Here is a 17,715-nt window from a genome sequence, read left to right on the forward strand (position 1 = left end):
CCGACCACGACAAACTTGTCGGAGGCTCCCGCTCTCGCGTCAATCCGTGCCGGGGGCGGTACCACGATCATGTGAAAGCGTTCCCGGCGCGTGGCCTGCGCAAGCTCTACGGAGACCGGGTGCTGGTCATGGGCCCCTGAGGCGACGTACACGGCCCCCTCCGGCATTGCAGTTCCCAGCCGCAACCCGACTCCGATCACGTGCGCACCGAAAACACCAAACCCGCTCGTGAACAGCCCACCCAGCACTGTCGTGACCACATCGTGGCCGTTGCTTTGCATAGGATCGGGCGTGCCGCTCTATTGAGCGTGGGATCATGCAGGTGAGAGATCAATAGGGAGGAGGCACCCGTTGTCGGTGCATCTGATAGGTGGCGGCTGGCAGGCCGAGGCCGCGGTTGCGGTGTACGGGGCGTTTCTTGACGAGGCGGGGAGCCGGGAGCCGGGAGGTGACGGGCCCGTGGTGGCCTGTCTGCTCGTCGATGAGGGGGACGGGGGCGCCGTAGAGGAGTTCAAGCGGTACGCGTCCGTGCTGCGGTCGGTCGCGCCGTGTCGGCCGGTGGCTGTGGTGGTTCCGGCCGGGGAGGCATTTGTGCCTGATTCGCTTCGGGACGCGGACGCGCTGCTCGTGGGGGGTGGGCTCACGCCTGCCTATCAGGAGGCCCTCGCTCCCGTGCGGGACGAGGTGCGTGAACTGGTCGAGGGTCGCGGAGTGCCCTTCGCCGGGTTCTCCGCCGGTGCTGCCGTCGCCGCCGAGTCCGCGCTGGTCGGAGGGTGGCTGAGCAAGGGCACCCCGGTGTGTCCCGGTGATGCCGCCGAGGGTCTTGAGGACGTCGAGGTGCGGACCGGGCTCGGGCTCGTTCCGGCCGCCGTCGAGGTTCACGCCACGCAGTGGGGGACCCTGGCCCGGCTCATCGAGGTCGTCCGCAGCGGCGGTGCCCCCCAGGGTGTCGCGCTCGACGAGGGCACCGCTCTCGTCGTACGGGACGGGCAGGGTGTCGTAACCGGGGCCGGGCGCGTTCATGTCGTACGGCCCGCCATCGCCTCCTCCGAGGGCACCGTCACCGTCCGGGCCTACGGGGCCGGGGAGTCGTTCGCCTTCTAGTTCGTCCGTCCGCTTCTGGCTCGTCCGTCCGTTTCTAGTTCGTCCGTCCGTTTCGGCCAAGGTTCACGCCGGTTCCGCCAGCGCCGTCGGTTCCGTGAACTGGGTCCGGTACAGCTCCGCGTACCGGCCCTCCGCCGCCAGCAGCTCCTCGTGCGTGCCCCGTTCCACCACCTGGCCCGACTCGATCACCAGGATCAGATCCGCCGAGCGGATCGTCGACAGGCGGTGGGCGATGACCACCGCCGTCCTGCCCTCCAGCGCCTCCGTCAGTGCCTCCTGCACCGCCGCCTCCGACGTGTTGTCGAGGTGCGCGGTGGCCTCGTCGAGCACGACCACGCGCTGGCGGGCCAGGAGGAGGCGGGCGATGGTCATGCGCTGGCGTTCACCGCCCGAAAGGCGGTAGCCGCGTTCGCCCACGACCGTGTCCAGGCCGTCGGGCAGGGAGCGTACGAGGTCGTCCAGACGGGCCCGGGTCAGGGCGTCCCACAGTTCGGGGTCGTCGGCCGTCGGGCGCGCCAGCAGCAGGTTCGCCCGGACCGAGTCGTGGAACAGGTGGCCGTCCTGGGTGACCATGCCGACCGTGGCGCGCAGGGATGCCGCGGTCAGGTTCCGGACGTCCTCGCCTCCGATCCGTACGGCACCGCCCTCCGCGTCGTACAGGCGCGGCAGGAGTTGTGCGATCGTCGACTTGCCCGCGCCCGACGAGCCTACGAGGGCTACGGTGCGGCCGGGTTCCGCGCGGAAGGAGATGCCCCGCAGGACCTCCGCGCCGCCCCGGTCGTCCAGCACCGCCACCTCTTCCAGTGATGCCAGGGAGACCTTGTCCGCGGAGGGGTAGCCGAAGCGGACGTCCTCGAATTCGACCGCCACCGGGCCCTCCGGGACCTCCGTCGCCTCCGGGCTCTCCTCGATCAGCGGCTTCAGGTCCAACACCTCGAACACCCGCTCGAAGCTCACCAGCGCGCTCATCACTTCCACGCGCGCCCCCGCGAGCGCCGTGAGCGGCGCGTACAGGCGTGTCAGGAGCAGGGCCAGGGAGACCACGGCGCCCGGCTCCAGGGTGCCGCGCAGCGCGAACCAGCCGCCGAGACCGTAGACCAGGGCCAGGGCGAGAGCGGACACCAGCGTCAGCGACGTCATGAACACCGTCTGGGCAGTGGCCGTACGGATGCCGATGTCGCGCACCCTCGCCGCGCGCGCCTCGAACTCCGCCGACTCCTCCTCCGGCCGGCCGAACAGCTTGACCAGGGTCGCGCCGGGTGCCGAGAAGCGCTCGGTCATCCGCGTGCCCATCTCGGCGTTCAGCGCCGCCGCCTCCCGCTGCATCCGCGCCATCCGGCTGCCCATCCGCCGCGCCGGCACCACGAACACCGGCAGCAGCACCAGCGCCAGCAGCGTGATCTGCCAGCTCAGCGTCAGCATGACGATCAGCGTGAGGACGAGGGTGACGACGTTGCTCACCACGCCGGACAGGGTGTTGCTGAACGCCCGCTGCGCGCCGATCACATCGTTGTTGAGCCGGGAGACCAGCGCTCCCGTACGAGTACGTGTGAAGAACGCCACCGGCATCCGCTGGACATGGTCGAACACCGTCGTGCGCAGGTCGAGGATCAGGCCCTCGCCCAGCGTCGCGGACAACCGCCGTCCGAGGATGCCGAGAGCCGCCTCCGCCACCGCGATCAGTGCGATCAGCAGCGCCAGCCGTACGACCTCCCCCTCGCTCCCGCCCGACACGATCGCGTCCACGACCCGGCCCGCGAGCACCGGCGTCGCCACGGCCAGCAGCGCCGTCACCACCCCCAGCACCACAAACCGCACGATGCGCATCCGGTGCGGGCGGGCGAACGCGCCGATACGGCGGAGCGTCGCGCGGGCGAAGGGGCGGCGCTCCTGCTGTGCGGTCATGACGCTGTGCAACTGCGTCCATGCCGTCGTTTCCATGCTCATGCGAGGCAACGTACGACCTCAAGCGTCGTTGAGGTCAATGTTCGGTCCCTTTGCCTCCGATCCCGCCCCGTCCCCCTCACCGTCCCCGCATCCGCTCGAAGGGTCCTATGAATCCTCCGAAGGGTCTTCTGACTCCTCCTCCCCAGTCGATTTCCGGCCGTAAGGCTCCGGTCCCGCCGCCGCAACCCCCCGTTGGCGCGGTGCGGAGAACCTCTTGGAATGTGACCGCTCTCCCCCGTCGCGTCCCCGTCCGCCAGGTGCTCTGCCTGGTCCCGCTGGTCCTCGTGGCCGTCGTCGCCGTGCAGCATCGCTCCGTACTCGCCGAGGGTTTCGGCCAGTTGCGCGGTGCCGAGTGGCCGTGGCTGCTCGCCGCGGGCGGCGCCACCTGTCTGACGTGGGTCGCCGCCGCGTTCACCCGGCAGGGCGCTCTCGTCGAACCGCTGCCCAAACGGCGGCTGCTGGCCACCCAGTTCGCGGCCGGAGCCGCCAATCACCTGCTGCCGACCGGGCTCGGCGCGAGTGCCGTCAACCTGCGGTTCATGACCGTCTGCGGAGTGCCGCTCGCCCGCTCCTCCGCCGCCCTCGCGCTCTATCTTCTCGCCGAGACCATCGCCCGCGTCGGTCTGCTGGCCGCGCTCCTCATCGTCTTCCCCGACGCGCTCCGGCTCGGTGGCCTCCTTCCCCAGGGCGCGTCGGGGCCTCTCCTGCTCGCCGTGGGCGCGGCGCTGGTCGCGGCCGGCGCCGCGCTACTGCTCGTACGGCGGCTGCGGTCGGCCGTGACCGGCTTTCTGCGGACGGCGCTCGGCGAGGCGCGGTCGGTGCACTCCCGGCCGTCGCGGGCGCTGGCCCTGTGGGGCGGGTCGCTCGCCTTCCCCGCGCTCCAGGCGGCCGGTCTCGCGGCGGTGGGGCAGGCGCTGGGGCTGCCGGTGCCGCCCACGCACATGGCGCTCGCGTATCTCGCGGCCACCGTCGCCGTCGCGCTGGTGCCCACGCCGGGCGGAATCGGGTCCGTGGAGGCGGCCCTGATCGTGGCACTGGTCGCGGCGGGCGGGCCGGTCGCCCTGGCCACGGCGGTGGTGCTGGCCTACCGGATCATCACCGTGTGGGTGCCGCTGTTGCCGGGGGCGCTGACGCTGGGGGCGCTGGTCCGCTTCAAAGTCATCTGATACGTCCACGTCATCTGATCCCCCTACCCCCGGCCCCTACCCCCGGCCCCTGGCCGGTCCTCGCTCCGCGACCGTCACCCGCACCTCCGGCCCCTTCGGGTCGACCAGGTGTGTCCAGCGCGCCGACATCCGCAGGGCACGGTTGGGCTGGACGGTGCCCAGGTGCGGGCGCTCGGTGTGGAGCAACTGTCCGTTCTGGGTGACCCGGAGGAGGGGGCGGGTCAGGGGGGTCGTGGTGCGCAGGATGTACGGCAGGTCGTCGGCCGGGGTCACCCGGTGCGGTGCGATCCAGCGCAGCGGGGGCTCCGCGACGATCGGCACCGACTCCGGCCACTCCCCCTCCACCAGCCACTCCAGCGCCGCCCCGGCCGCGCGGGTGCCCTCGCGGGCCGCGGTGGCCGCGGGTTCGGCGGGGTGCAGCAGGCTGCCCGCGGCGAGGACTCCCGGGCGTGAGGTGTGCAGCCCCCCGTCCACCGCCGGGGAACGGGTGCCGGGGTCCAGGGTGAGACCGGTACGGCGGGCCAGTTCGTGGTCGGGCGTGAAGTCGCCGGTGAACACCACCGTGTCGCAGGGCAGTACGGTCGTACGGCCGTCCCGGTGCCGGATGCGCACGCCCGACAGGCGTCCGTGGCCCAGGAGTTCGGTGACCGTGGTCTGCGTGAGCAGCGGGATGCCCTGGTTCAGACGGGCGTGACGGGCGAGGGCCGGGATCGTCTGGGCGTGCGGCAACTCCGTTACCATGGCGACGACTTCGGCGCCCGACGTGCGCACGGTGGCCGCCGCGGCGTAGGACACGGTCTCGGCGCCGATCACCACGACCCGGGTGCCGATGTGTTGTCCGCGCAGATGGACCGCCTGCTGCAACTCTCCCGTGGTGTACACCCCTTCGGGACGGGTGCCGGGTACGAGGCGTGCGGTGCGGGGGCGTTCGCGGGCGCCGGTGGCGATGACGACCGCACGTGCGCTGATCGTCTCCGGGCCGCCGGGGCCGACGGCGGTCAGGGTGAGCGGGGCCGTCCAGTCGAGGGCGGTGACTCCGGTGCGTACCGCCGCTCCGGCGCGTACGGCGGTCTCGGTGAGCCGACGGGCGTAGCCGGGGCCGGTCAGCGGACGTGTCCAGGTGCCGAAGCCGCCGTGCGCGCAGTGCCGTGGGACTCCCCCGGCCTGCTGCTCGCGGTCCAGGACCTCGACACGGCCGACCCCGGCACCTGCCAGGCGGATCGCGGCGGACAGTCCGGCGGGTCCGGCGCCGATGACGATGACGTCGACCTCGCGTACGGCGGTCATGCTCTCGGGGCTCACATCGCTCACGGGCCTCAGGTCATTCGTAGTCATCAGGTCGTTCGTAGTCAGTCGCGGGCTCATGTCACTCGTCGGGCTCACGTCACTCACGGCCGTGCCTCCTCGAAGAGCTCCCGCACCGCCACGCCGCAGTAGAAGCCCTGGCAGCGGCCCGCCCGGGCGCGGGTGCGGCGGCGCAGCCCGTCGACGCTGCGCGGCGGGATCGTACTGGCCAGGGCGTCACGGATCTCGCCGCGCGAGACGCGCTCGCAATGGCAGACGAGGGTGCCGTACTCCGGGTCGGCGGCGATCAGGTCCGCCCGCTGGTAGGGGCGCGGGTCCGCTTCGCCGAGGGCGGGCATGGTCACCGGGGCGAGCGGGCGGCGCGGGCCGAGGTCCAGGCCGGTCTCCGCCAGCAGGGCGGTGACATGGGCGGCGATGGCCATGGAGGCGGTGAGTCCGGTGGAGCGGATGCCGCCGACGGTGAGGTACGCCTGCTCCGGGTGCGCGGTGATGCGGTAGTCCTCGTGCTCGGTGGCGGCGCGCAGCCCGGCGTAGACGGCGGTGACCTCCTCGTCGAGCAGGGCGGGCAGGATGCGGCGGCCCTTGGTGCGGAGGATGTCGACGCCGTCGGCGGTGGAGTCGGTGGCGGTCCTGTCGTCCAGGTTCTCGGCGGTGGGGCCGAGCAGGACGTTGCCGTGGACGGTGGGGGCGACCAGGACGCCCTTGCCGAGGGCCGTGGGGACCGGCAGGAGGATGTGCCGTACGAGGTCGCGGGCGAGCTTGTCGTGGACGATGAGCTGGCCGCGGCGCGGGGTGACGGTGAAGTCGTGGTGGCCGAGGGCGCGGTCGAGGGTGTCGGCGTGCAGTCCGGCCGCGTTGATGAGCCGGTGGGCGCGGAGACGGCCGCGGGCGGTGGTGAGCTGGTGTACGCCGTCCGGTCTGCTGACGTGCCGCACCCCGGAGTTGAGGTGCAGGTCGACTCCGCCCCGGACCGCCTGGGTGGCGTAGGCGAGGGTCGTGGTCCACGGGCAGATGATGCTCTCGCCGGGGACGTGGAGGGCGCCGAGTGCGCCGGGGCCGAGGTGGGGTTCGCGGTCGTACAGCTCGTCGACGCCGATGAGTTCGGTGTCGCGGTACTCGTTGCGTACGGCCTTCTCGGCCAACTTGGGCAGGGCGGCGAGCTGTTCCTCGTCCCAGGCGACGAGCAGCGCGCCGGTCCGCTCGACGGGGATGCCCGATTCGGCCGCGTACTCGGCGAGTTGGCGGCTTCCCTCGCGGACGAGGCGGGCCTCCAGGGTGCCCGGGGCGGCGTCGAAGCCGGTGTGCAGGATCGCCGTGTTGGCCTTGGAGGTGCCCTGGCCGACATCGTCCTGGGCCTCGACGAGAGCGACGCGCAGGCTTGTGTGGTGGGCGAGTTCGCGGGCGATCGCACAGCCGACGACGCCCGCACCGACGACCGCCACGTCGTACGTGACCGGGGGCAGCGGGCCTTCGGCGGTGACCGTCACCGTCGTCCTCGGCTCTTCCGTCACCGTGGTCCCCGGCTCTTCCGCCACCGTTGTACTCGGCTCTTCCGCCACCGTTGTACTCGGCTCTTCCGTCCGTTCCTTCATCGTGCCGCTCCCTCCGGCCTTCATCCGGCCGTTCCCTCCACCAGTGCCGTCACCGCCGCCCGGAATCCGGACCGCCGCTCGGCGGCCTGGTCGGCCGGGATGCTCGGTTCGTACACGGCGGCGGGCTTCCCGTCGGGCAGGGCGTCCTCGATCGTCAGCCGGGGATCGGCGCCGAGGCGGGCCAGGGCGCCCACGCCGAGGGCCGTCGCGTCGGGCAGCGGGGACACCTCGACGGGGCGTTGCAGCAGATCGGCCTGGGTCTGCATGAGCAGCGCCGAGCGGGTCAGACCGCCGTCGGCACGCAGCACGTCGAGCGGTGTGCCCAGGTCGGCCGCGGCGGCGTCGGCGAGCTCGGCGACCTGGGCGGCGAGGCCCTCGCACAGGGCGCGCACCAGATGCCCGGGGCCGGTGTCGAGGCCGAGACCGGTGAGGGAGCCGCGCAGGTCGCCGCGCCACCAGGGGGCGGCCAGTCCCGCGAGGGCCGGTACGAAGGTGACGCCGCCGCTGTCCGGGACGGCGCCGCCGACGCGGTCGAGGTCGCCGGGACCGGCGATGACGCCGAGGTCGGTGAGCCAGCGGACGGCGGACGCGGCGGTGTAGACCTGGCCGTCGAGGCAGTAACTGGTGCGGCCGCGCAGCCGCCAGGCGACACAGCCGACCAGGCCCGAGGAGCTGCGCCGCGGCCGGTCCCCGGTGTGGGCGAGCAGGAACGCCCCGGTGCCGTAGGTGCACTTGGCGCCGCCGGGCGTGGTGACCCGTTGGGCGAGGAGGGCGGCCTGCTGGTCGACGACGAGTCCGGTGACCGGGATCTCGGGGCCGAACGCCGCGGTGGTGCCCACCGGTTGGGCGACGTCGACGACTTCGGGGAGGCGTTCGGCGGACAGGCCGTAGAGGTCGAGGGCGCGGGGTGACCACTCGGTGCGGTCGAGATCGAGGAGCTGGGTACGGCCCGCGGTGGCGGCGTCGGTGACGTACGCGCCGGTGAGCCGGTGGATCAGCCAGGCGTCGGAGGTGGTGACGACGCCCTCGCGGGTGAGCCGGCGCCGGATCCAGGCCATCTTGGGGGCGGCGAAGTAGGGGTCCAGGGGCAGTCCGGTGAGGTGGCGTAACTCGTCGGCGTGTGCGGCTAGTTCGTCGCAGACGGATGCGGCGCGGCGGTCCTGCCACACCAGGGCCTCGGTCAGCGGGCGGCCGGTCGCCCGGTCCCAGGCGAGGACGGTCTCGCCCTGGTTGGCCAGGCCCAGCGCCGTGACGGGTTCGCCCGCCTCGGCGAGCGCTCGGTGACCGGCGGCGACGACCGAGTCGTAGAGCTCCTGCGGGTCGGCCTCGACGAGTCCGCCGGGCAGATGCCGGGGCCGAACCTCGGCGAACCCGCTGCCGATGACGCCCCGTTCGGGGCAGATGACGAGGGCCTTGGTACCGGAGGTGCCCTGGTCGACGGCGAGCACCGGCCCCGCCGGAGCCACGGGGCCCGGCCGGGCTGCCGGACCCGCCGCGGTCACCGGCGCCGGGTGGCCTGTCTGACCGGCCGGACCTGTCATCGAGTTCCTCTCCGAGCCCCGCCCCGAGCCCCTCCCGGGCCGGTCAGCCCTTCTGGGACCTGTCGCAGGGCTGATCACTGCGCGACAGCCTGCCGCCGGGCCGAGCACGCCGTCAAGCGCATCGCCCCCGCCGCGGCGTTCGAATCAACTGACACGTATCAAGGGCAAGTTGACTGACACGATGTACCGGCTGGCGCTCAGAATCCGCCATCGAACGGCGCGTTAGATACGTTCGAGAAACCGCGGTGATCCGGATCGTGCACCTCTATAGTGACGGCCGTCCCCGCATGATCTCCTCATCTGCCGCCCAGAGGAGGGCTGTTGTTACTCCACCCGTCCGTCCAGTCCCGCAACGTCCGCGGGGCGGGCGGCTGATGGCCAGAGACGGAGCACGACCGGCGTACGACCCGGCTGGGAACGACGCCGCGCTCCGCACCGCGCTCCAGGATCTGCGCACCGGCCGCTGGATGGCCATGCGCGGGCTGCTGGAGGACACCAGGGCCTGGTGGCAGTGGACGCAGCGCACCCAGGTCCTCGGCGCGGCGGCGGCCGGCACCGATGTGGTGCGCGCTTGGCTGGCGGAGGAGCCGTTCAGTGTCCCGGCAGTGGTGATGCACGCCCGGGTCGCGGTGGAGCGGGCGCTGCGGGCGCACCGGGAGCGGCACCGCCGTACGCACGAACTGTGGATCGAGGCGTGGGACGCCAGTCAGAGCGCCACCCGGACCGCGCCGCACGACCCGGTGCCCTGGGTGTGTCTGCTGGCGCTGGCCCAGCTCGACAAGGAGCAGAGCTGGCAGGAGCACCGTGCGCGGGCCCCGGAGCCGATGCTGCCGCCGGGGCCGTGGGGACTGCTCGCCGAGGCCGACAAGCGCGACCCGTACAACCGCGAGGCCTACCACCGGATGCTCCAGTTCCTCTACACCCGCGGCTCCGGGGAGCGGCTCGCCGAGGCCGTCGGGTACGCGCAGTGGGCGTCCGGGACCGCGCCGCCGGGCTCGGCGCTGCATGTGCTGCCGCTGTACGTGCGTGTCGAGCGGTACCGGCGCACCAGCGGCCGTACCGCCGCGCTCGATCTGCACTGGGTGGCGGAGGACGCGGCGCGGGAGGCGCAGCACGCGCTGCACGCCTGGTTCGAGCTGACACGTCCCGTCGAACGTTCCCAGCTCGATCTCAACCATCTGGCGCACGCGCTGTGGGGTGCGCTTCAATTCCCGGACGCCGCCAGGGTGTTCGAGGCACTGGGGCCGTACTGCACACCGCTGCCGTGGGCGTACCGCACGGCCGATACCGCCGACCGCGGCCAGGCCGTGGAGGTGTTCGTGCAGGCCCGCGCCCGCAGCCGGGCGGCGGCCCGCGACCCGGACCGCCCCGCCTGAGCGCCAACTCCCCCTATTTTTTTCCGTCTTTCTCCTTTGTTCCCTCTCTATGTCGTTCTCTCGGAGGTTTCCGCATGACCAGCACCTCTGAACAACCGTCCGCTCCCCCCGGCGTTCCGCAACGCGACGAGGAGCAGCGCCTGCGCGAACTCGGGTACCGGCCGGTGCTCGCCCGTCGTATGGGCGGCTTCGGCAATTTCGCGATCAGCTTCTCGGTGATCTCGATCCTGTCCGGCTGTATGACCCTGTACGGCTTCGGCCTGGTCACGGGCGGCCCGGCCGTGATGCTGTGGGGCTGGGCGGGCGTCGGCCTGTTCGTGCTGTGCGTCGGTCTGGCGCTGGCCGAGGTCACCAGCGCGTACCCGACCTCGGGCGCGCTGTACTACATGGCCGACCGGCTCGGCGGGCGCCGCTGGGGCTGGTACACCGGCTGGCTGAACCTGCTCGGTCTGCTGGGCGCGATCGCCGGTATCGACTACGGAGCGGCCCTGTTCACAGGCGCGTTCGCAAACATCCAGTGGGGCTTCGAGCCCACGCCCGGCAAGACGATGCTGATCTTCGTGGTGATCCTGTTACTGCACGCCGTGCTGAACCTGTTCGGGGTGCGGCTGGTGAGCGTGCTCAACTCGGTCAGTGTGTGGTGGCATCTGGCCGGTGTCGCGCTGATCGTGGGCGCGCTGGCGATCTGGCCGGACCACCATCAGTCGGCGTCGTTCGTGTTCACCAAGTTCGTGAACGACACCGGCTGGTCCAACTCGCTGTATGTGACGGCGATCGGCCTGCTGTTGGCGCAGTACACCTTCTCCGGCTACGACGCCTCGGCGCATCTGTCGGAGGAGACGTCGAACGCGTCGGTGTCGGCGGCGCGCGGCATCGTCCGCTCGATCTGGGTCTCGTGGATCGCGGGCTTCGTGCTGCTGGCGGGTCTGACCTTCGCCATCCAGGACTACGACGCGACGCGCAAGAGCGCCACCGGCGTGCCGCCCGCGCAGATCTTCCTCGACGGCCTCGGCACGAACGGGGCGAGCGCGCTGCTGCTGGTGGTGATCATGGCGCAGTTGTTCTGCGGGAACGCCGAGGTCGCTGCGGCGAGCCGGATGGTGTTCGCGTTCAGCCGCGACAAGGCCCTGCCGGGATCGGCACTCTGGCGGCGCGTCAGTCCCCGTACCCAGACCCCGGTCGCGGCGGTGTGGCTGTCGGTCGTGGTGGCGTGCGTGCTGGCGCTGCCGTCGCTGTACTCGGCGACTGCCTACAACGCGGTGACCGCCATCAACGTCATCGGCATCACCCCGGCGTACGCCATCCCGGTCTTCCTGCGGCTGCGCGCGGGCGACCGTTTCCAGCCGGGGCCGTGGAGCCTGGGCCGCTTCAGCCGGCCGATCGGCTGGATCGCGGTGGTGTGGGTGGCGCTGGTGACGGTGCTGTTCTGTCTGCCGCAGTCGTCGCCGGTGACGGTCGACTCGATGAACTACGCGTCCATCGCGCTGGCCGTCGTACTCGTCCTCGCCAGCGTGTGGTGGTACATCGCCCGCCGTTCGTACGGAACTCCGACCACCGCCGCGTACGGTTCGGACCGCGACCAGGCCGAACTGGCGGAGGGGATCGTCTGAAAGCCCTGCGTACGGCCCCGGTCCCGGTACGAACTCCCCTGCCGGATAGGGCAGGATGAACGGCCGTACCGGTCCCGCCGCTCCGGTGGGCCGGTACTGCCGCACATCCCGTACCCCGATGAGAGTGAGAACGTGACCAGACTCCCCATCCGGCCGTCGGCGGTGGACGCCCTTGCCGCCCCGTTCCGCTCCGGAGGTGACCGGTGAACCGCACACCGACCCTGGACGACTGGATCATCGCCGGCATAGCGGTGGGCGCGGGCCTGCTGGCGGCGTTCCTGTCGCGGACGCTGCTGCGCTGGCTGGCCAAGCACGCCAAGCGGACCCGCTGGAGCGGGGACGACATGATCGTGGACGCGCTGCGCACGGTGGTGCCGTGGGCGGCGATAGCGGGCGGCGCGGCAGCCGCCGCTGCGGTGCTGCCGCTGACCCGGACGGTCCAGCGGCACACCAACCAGAGCCTCCAGGTGCTGCTGATCATCACGGTGACGATGTCCGCGGCCCGGGTCATCTCGAACCTGGTGCACGCGCTCACCCAGTCCCGCTCCGGAGTCGCCGGATCCGCGACGATCTTCGTCAACATCACCCGGGTCGTGGTGCTGGCGATCGGCGGTCTGGTGGTACTCCAGACGCTGGGCATCTCGATCGCACCGCTGCTCACCGCCCTCGGCGTGGGCGGCCTCGCGGTGGCCCTGGCCCTTCAGGACACGCTCGCCAACCTGTTCGCCGGCATCCACATCCTCGCCTCCAAGACCGTGCAGCCCGGCGACTACATCCGCCTCAGCAGCGGTGAGGAGGGCTACGTCGAGGACATCAACTGGCGCCAGACGACGGTCCGTCAGCTCTCCAACAACCTGGTCATCATCCCCAACGGCAAGCTCGCGGGCACCAACATGACCAACTTCACCCGCCCGGAACAGCAGTTGACGGTGCTGGTGCAGGTGGGGGTGGGCTACGACAGCGACCTGGAGCACGTGGAGCGCGTGACGTCCGAGGTGGTCGCCGACGTGATGACGGAGATCACCGGTGCCGTCCCCGACCATGAACCGGCGATCCGTTTCCACACTTTCGGCGAATACCGTATCGACTTCACGGTGATCCTCGGCGTCGGCGAGTTCAGCGACCAGTACCGAGTCAAGCACGAGTTCGTGAAGCGCCTCCACCGCCGCTTCCGACAAGAGGGCATCCGCATCCCGGCCCCCCAACGCACGGTCGCCCTCTCCCAGGGCACGGTGACGATCCCTCAACAGCGGCATGCGGAGGAGAATGGTCAAGTGCCGGTGGGGCGCGGGGAGTAGGTACCGGCGGTGGCACAGCCGGTGTCTTCGGTTCCACGTAAGTCGTGGATGCTGTTCGGAACCGCCTGCATCGCCGTACTCGCAGCGATCTGGATGTTCGTCGCCTGGGTCGGCTACACGGCCCAGCACGGGGGCACCGCGCTCGACGGCGGGTCGGACTGGGATCTGATCAGCCCTCACGCGCAGATCGGCACCGAGTACTGGGTTGCGCTGCCCATGGCGGCGAACCGGTCATCGACGCCGGTGACGTTGCGGAAAGCTCGGATCACCCATGTGCCCAAAGGGCTGAAGGTCCTGGAGTACCGGGTGATCAGTGCCGAGGAGACGGACGGATTTCCGAACACCATCTACGCCCACGGGAAGTACGGCATGCCGGATCTGGCCAAGGTCCACAACTATGCGGGTCGGCCGATCAGTCTTGAACCCAAGACGGATCCCGACAAGTACTTCGCTGCGTACGTGAAAGTGACCGGGCCCATCCATGGCGCGCTGAGCGGTTGCCGTTACTGGTACCGGCAAGGTGGTACCGAGTACCAGCAGGATCTGCGGTGTCATGTCGAGATCCGGCTGGGACCGCCCTTGAAGATCGACAACAGCTAAGGGGCTTCGGGCCCGCACCAGTCTGGCTGACCGGTGCGGGCCCTGGTCGTTCCGGGGTGGCGTTCGGCGGCGCCGTCCGGTGTCTCTAGCGCATCCGGCCGGGCGGTCGGCGTGGCGGGGGCGGTGTGGGCGGGTGGGTGTGGGTCGAATCCAGGAGTTCGGCCGCGCCTCGGACCGCTGCCGTTTGCGGGGCCGGGGTCAGGTGGATCGGGGTGTCGAGGCGGGCGGTCAAGTGGTCGCTGATGCCTGGGCGGAGTGCGCCGCCGCCGGAGAGGAGGATGCCTCGCCGGAGGGCGTCCAGGGTGACCGAGGTGCGGTCCTGGTGGAGCATCGCCGTCAGCATCGACACCACCGCGTCGCCGGCGTCGGCGGTTTCCAGGTCGCCGGTGGCCAGTGCCGTGCTGCGGGCGTCGCTCACTGCGCCGTCGGTCAGCAGGACCGTCTCGATGAATTGCGCCCCGAGGTCCACCACGAGGAGCGGGCGGGAGAGGTCGGTGCCTGCCGCCTCGGCGACCGCTCGGGCGGTGGGGACCGTCGATACGGAGCGTGGGTGCAGGACGTCGACCGCTGCCCGGGCCGCCGTACGGTGTGCGGGGCCGTCCAGGACCGGGGTGGTGATCATCACCAACGGGCGCAGCGAACGGGGCAGTTGGTTCTCATCGAGCAGGTGGTCCAGCATGCTCGCGCAGGCCGGTGCGTCGATGACCGTGCCGCGTCGGCCCGGGTGCGTTCCGTCCGGTCTCCGGGCGGTGGCCGTGGGGGCGTCCAGGATCAGGCCCCGGCCGGGGACGACCGCTCGGGTGCGGGCGCTGCCCAGGTCCAGGGCGATGCCGTAGCACCGGCGGCACGACGGCCAGGGGCGGTGGCGGTGCAGGGGCGGAGCGGGGTGGCGTACGGCGGTCATCGGCCCGACTCTCTGACGTTCTGACACCGGGCACAGTAGCGCGTCTGCGGGAGAACCATCAGGCGTTCGCGGTCGATACGGCCCCGGCAGCGGTGGCAGATGCCGTAGCGGCCCTCGTCCATGCGTCGCAGGGCCGCCTGTACGTCGGCCAGGACAGCTCGGGCGGACGCGGCCAGCTTCACGCGGACCTCGATCTGCGCCGCCGCCTGCCGCTCCAGCCAATGGTCCGCGCGGGACGGGTGGGCGGGGGCGAGCTGGGCCAGCTGCTCGTTGCGGAACAGGCGCTGCTCGTCGAGGTTCTCGCGCAGGGCGGCGAGGTCCTCGGGTGTCAGATGGGTACCACTGTCGTGGATACGACTGTCGTGGGTACCACTGTCGTCGATCGTCCGGTGCTTCACCACTTCACCCCTCCGGGAAGGCTGAGCGGACTGGGAGGATTCGGGGGCGGGGGTGCATCTCAGCGCGCCGCGTGCCGCCAGGTCAAGCGACGCGGGGTGCCCGGGAGGATGAGGATCTCTCTCACCAGATGGTCGTCCGTGCTGTGGCCGGTCTCGGCCGGCTCCCGCAGCCGGGTGAGGCGGGTGGTGCTGGTGGTGTCGATGGTGCAGGTGGTGCGGGCGTGTTCGAGGCGTCGGCGGGCGTCGTGGACGGCGGCCGGGCGGCGCAGGGGGGCTACGGCCCGGGGCGCCGTGGTCCGGGGGGCTTCGAGATCGGTCATGCTTCAACTCTGGCCGCCGCTCTCCCGGGTTTCCATCGGGCCCAGGACCCATTTACCCCGGGTTGCGACCCCTACACGGTGCGCACACGGGTCGGCGGTACCTGCCGGGCCGCTGTTCATCGGCGTCAAGACCGTGCGGCTGCATCGAGCCAATCCGCTGAGTGGATTCGGGCCGCACGGCCGTCTGGAACCGACCTGGTAGGTGATGCGGGCCGGGCGGATCCCGTCGGCCCCCTGTCGAGCAGTGCACCGCCACCAGATATCTTGATGTCGAGCAATGTTGGCAACGTGCAGACGTGGAGCGGAGCACCCGGTGACTGACTCGACCATCTTCTACACCTACACAGACGAGGCCCCGGCGCTGGCCACGCACTCGTTCCTGCCGGTGGTCCAGGCGTACGCCGCGCAGGCCGGCGTCGCCGTGGAGACCCGTGACATCTCGCTGTCCGGGCGCATCCTCGCCTTGTTCTCCGAGTATCTCCAGGAGGACCAGCGCGTCCCGGACGCCCTGACCGAGCTGGGCGAGCTGGCCAGGACGCCCGCGGCCAACATCGTGAAGCTGCCGAACATCTCGGCGTCCATCCCGCAGCTCAGGGCCGCGGTGGCCGAGCTGCGGGAGAAGGGCTTCGCGCTGCCGGACTACCCGGACGACCCCAAGACCGACGAGGAGCGCGAGATCCGGGCCCGCTACGACAAGGTCAAGGGCTCCGCCGTCAACCCGGTGCTACGCGAGGGCAACTCCGACCGCCGCGCGCCCGCCTCGGTGAAGAACTACGCCAGGAACCACCCGCACCGCATGGGCGCCTGGACCCCTGAGTCCAAGACCAATGTGGCGACCATGAGCGACGACGACTTCGCCGCCACCGAGAAGTCCGCCGTCATTGCCGCCGACGGCTCCCTGCGCATCGAGCTGCTCGGCGCCGACGGCACCACCACCGTGCTGCGCGAGTCGGTGCCCGTACTCAAGGACGAGGTCGTCGACGCCTCTGTGATGCGGGTCGCCGCGCTGCGCGAGTTCCTCGCCGTGCAGGTCGCCCGCGCCAAGGCGGAGAACGTGCTGTTCTCCGTGCACCTCAAGGCCACGATGATGAAGGTCTCCGACCCGATCGTCTTCGGTCATGTCGTCCGCGCCTTCTTCCCGAAGACCTTCGAGGAGTACGGCACCACGCTCGCCGCCGCCGGGCTGTCCCCGAACGACGGCCTCGGCGCCATCCTCAAGGGCCTGGAGGCACTGCCCGAGGGCGACGCGATCAAGGCGTCCATCGACGACGAGATCACCGACGGCCCCTCCCTCGCCATGGTCGACTCCGACCGCGGCATCACCAACCTCCACGTTCCGTCCGATGTCATCGTCGACGCCTCCATGCCGGCCATGATCCGCACCTCCGGCCACATGTGGGGCCCGGACGGCGAGGAGCACGACACCCTCGCGGTGCTGCCCGACCACAGCTACTCCGGCGTCTACCAGGCCGTGATCGAGGACTGCCGCGCCCACGGCGCCTACGACCCGTCGACCATGGGCTCGGTGGCCAACGTCGGCCTGATGGCGCAGAAGGCCGAGGAGTACGGCTCCCACGACAAGACCTTCGAGATCCCGGCCGACGGCACGGTCCGCCTCGTCGACCTGGACGGCACCGTGGTCCTGGAGCAGCCGGTGGCCGAGGGCGACATCTTCCGTGCCTGCCAGGCCAAGGACGCGCCGATCCGCGACTGGGTCAAGCTCGCCGTCACCCGCGCCGCCGCCACCGGCGACCCGGCCGTGTTCTGGCTGGACGAGAACCGCGCCCACGACGCCGTGCTCATCAACAAGGTCAAGCAGTACCTCCCCGAGCACGACACCGAGGGCCTGGACATCCGGATCCTGTCGCCGATCGAAGCGACCAAGCTGTCCGTGGAGCGCATCCGCCGCGGCGAGGACACCATCTCCGTCACCGGCAACGTCCTGCGCGACTACCTCACCGACCTCTTCCCGATCCTGGAGCTGGGCACCAGCGCCAAGATGCTGTCGGTCGTCCCGCTGATGGCGGGCGGCGGCCTCTTCGAGACCGGCGCCGGCGGCTCCGCGCCCAAGCACGTCCAGCAGCTCCTCAAGGAGGACTACCTGCGCTGGGACTCGCTCGGTGAGTTCTTCGCGCTGGTGCCGTCCTTCGAGCAGTACGCCAAGACCACCGGCAACGCCCGCGCCCAGGTGCTCGCCGACGCCCTCGACCGTGCCACGGCGACCTTCCTCAACGAGAACAAGTCGCCGACCCGGCGCGTCGGCGGCATCGACAACCGCGGCAGCCACTTCTACCTCTCCCTGTACTGGGCGCAGGAGCTGGCCGCGCAGACCGAGGACGCCGACCTGGCCAAGGCGTTCGCCCCGCTCGCCGAGACGCTCGCCGCCAACGAGCAGAAGATCGTCGACGAACTCCTCGCCGTCCAGGGCAAGCCGGCCGACATCGGCGGCTACTACCGCCCCGACCCGGCCAAGGCCGACGCGGTGATGCGTCCCTCGGCCACCTGGAACGAGGTACTGGCCACGCTGGCCTGACGCCCTGTCGGGGCCCGGTGG

The 17,715-nt window shown here is 71.2% G+C and carries 14 protein-coding genes; 7 read left to right on the forward strand and 7 right to left on the reverse strand.

Translation table 11 applies throughout. The annotated features are described in order from the left end of the window. Window positions 1-357: 357 nt before the first annotated feature. Window positions 358-1,104 carry a Type 1 glutamine amidotransferase-like domain-containing protein gene (locus ACSYGN_RS05055; protein ID WP_460403239.1) on the forward strand — a complete coding sequence of 249 codons (747 nt, stop codon included), beginning with the start codon at window positions 358-360 and terminating at the stop codon, window positions 1,102-1,104. A 63-nt stretch (window positions 1,105-1,167) separates the two neighbouring features. Here the strand turns inward: ACSYGN_RS05055 and ACSYGN_RS05060 are convergent, their stop codons facing one another. Next, a complete protein-coding gene (locus tag ACSYGN_RS05060) occupies window positions 1,168-3,045 on the reverse strand; it encodes an ABC transporter ATP-binding protein (protein WP_460403241.1) in 1,878 nt (625 codons plus the stop codon). Between the two features lie 113 nt (window positions 3,046-3,158). Here ACSYGN_RS05060 and ACSYGN_RS05065 point away from each other — a divergent pair, with 113 nt between their 5' ends. After that, window positions 3,159-4,217, forward strand: a complete 1,059-nt coding sequence (locus ACSYGN_RS05065) for a lysylphosphatidylglycerol synthase transmembrane domain-containing protein (RefSeq protein ID WP_460392233.1) — start codon at window positions 3,159-3,161, stop codon at window positions 4,215-4,217. A gap of 36 nt (window positions 4,218-4,253) precedes the next feature. Here the strand turns inward: ACSYGN_RS05065 and ACSYGN_RS05070 are convergent, their stop codons facing one another. From ACSYGN_RS05070 to ACSYGN_RS05080, 3 genes are all read right to left on the reverse strand, one after another. Further along, complete coding sequence (locus ACSYGN_RS05070; protein WP_460403243.1) at window positions 4,254-5,504, reverse strand: NAD(P)/FAD-dependent oxidoreductase; 1,251 nt, start codon at window positions 5,502-5,504, stop codon at window positions 4,254-4,256. Between the two features lie 101 nt (window positions 5,505-5,605). Beyond that, complete coding sequence (locus ACSYGN_RS05075) at window positions 5,606-7,009, reverse strand: FAD-dependent oxidoreductase (protein WP_460403245.1); 1,404 nt, start codon at window positions 7,007-7,009, stop codon at window positions 5,606-5,608. A 125-nt stretch (window positions 7,010-7,134) separates the two neighbouring features. Continuing rightward, a complete protein-coding gene (locus tag ACSYGN_RS05080) occupies window positions 7,135-8,655 on the reverse strand; it encodes an FGGY family carbohydrate kinase (protein ID WP_460392235.1) in 1,521 nt (506 codons plus the stop codon). Window positions 8,656-9,029: 374 nt separating this feature from the next. Between ACSYGN_RS05080 and ACSYGN_RS05085 the strand changes: the two genes are divergently transcribed. From ACSYGN_RS05085 to ACSYGN_RS05100, 4 genes are all read left to right on the forward strand, one after another. Then, complete coding sequence (locus ACSYGN_RS05085; protein ID WP_460392237.1) at window positions 9,030-10,031, forward strand: hypothetical protein; 1,002 nt, start codon at window positions 9,030-9,032, stop codon at window positions 10,029-10,031. 74 nt (window positions 10,032-10,105) lie between these two features. After that, on the forward strand, window positions 10,106-11,641 hold the full coding sequence (locus ACSYGN_RS05090) for an amino acid permease (RefSeq protein WP_460392239.1): 1,536 nt from the start codon (window positions 10,106-10,108) through the stop codon (window positions 11,639-11,641). Between the two features lie 203 nt (window positions 11,642-11,844). Beyond that, window positions 11,845-12,939, forward strand: coding sequence for a mechanosensitive ion channel family protein (locus ACSYGN_RS05095; protein ID WP_460392241.1), 1,095 nt, complete (start codon window positions 11,845-11,847; stop codon window positions 12,937-12,939). A 9-nt stretch (window positions 12,940-12,948) separates the two neighbouring features. After that, window positions 12,949-13,539, forward strand: coding sequence for a hypothetical protein (locus tag ACSYGN_RS05100; protein WP_460392243.1), 591 nt, complete (start codon window positions 12,949-12,951; stop codon window positions 13,537-13,539). Between the two features lie 85 nt (window positions 13,540-13,624). Here the strand turns inward: ACSYGN_RS05100 and ACSYGN_RS05105 are convergent, their stop codons facing one another. From ACSYGN_RS05105 to ACSYGN_RS05115, 3 genes are read right to left on the reverse strand one after another with little or no spacing between them, the layout of a single operon-like run. Then, complete coding sequence (locus ACSYGN_RS05105; protein ID WP_460392245.1) at window positions 13,625-14,443, reverse strand: rod shape-determining protein; 819 nt, start codon at window positions 14,441-14,443, stop codon at window positions 13,625-13,627. After that, window positions 14,440-14,844 carry a TraR/DksA family transcriptional regulator gene (locus tag ACSYGN_RS05110; RefSeq protein ID WP_460392247.1) on the reverse strand — a complete coding sequence of 135 codons (405 nt, stop codon included), beginning with the start codon at window positions 14,842-14,844 and terminating at the stop codon, window positions 14,440-14,442. The genes ACSYGN_RS05105 and ACSYGN_RS05110 overlap by 4 nt, the downstream gene beginning before the upstream one ends. Window positions 14,845-14,900: 56 nt before the next feature. Further along, window positions 14,901-15,161 (reverse strand): hypothetical protein, encoded by a 261-nt coding sequence (locus ACSYGN_RS05115; protein WP_460392249.1) that lies wholly within the window; start codon window positions 15,159-15,161, stop codon window positions 14,901-14,903. Window positions 15,162-15,474: 313 nt separating this feature from the next. On the opposite strand from ACSYGN_RS05115, the gene ACSYGN_RS05120 reads away from it, so the two are divergent. Further along, on the forward strand, window positions 15,475-17,694 hold the full coding sequence (locus ACSYGN_RS05120; RefSeq protein ID WP_460392251.1) for an NADP-dependent isocitrate dehydrogenase: 2,220 nt from the start codon (window positions 15,475-15,477) through the stop codon (window positions 17,692-17,694). Window positions 17,695-17,715: the final 21 nt, after the last annotated feature.

This window comes from Streptomyces sp. YIM S03343 (assembly GCF_054729195.1).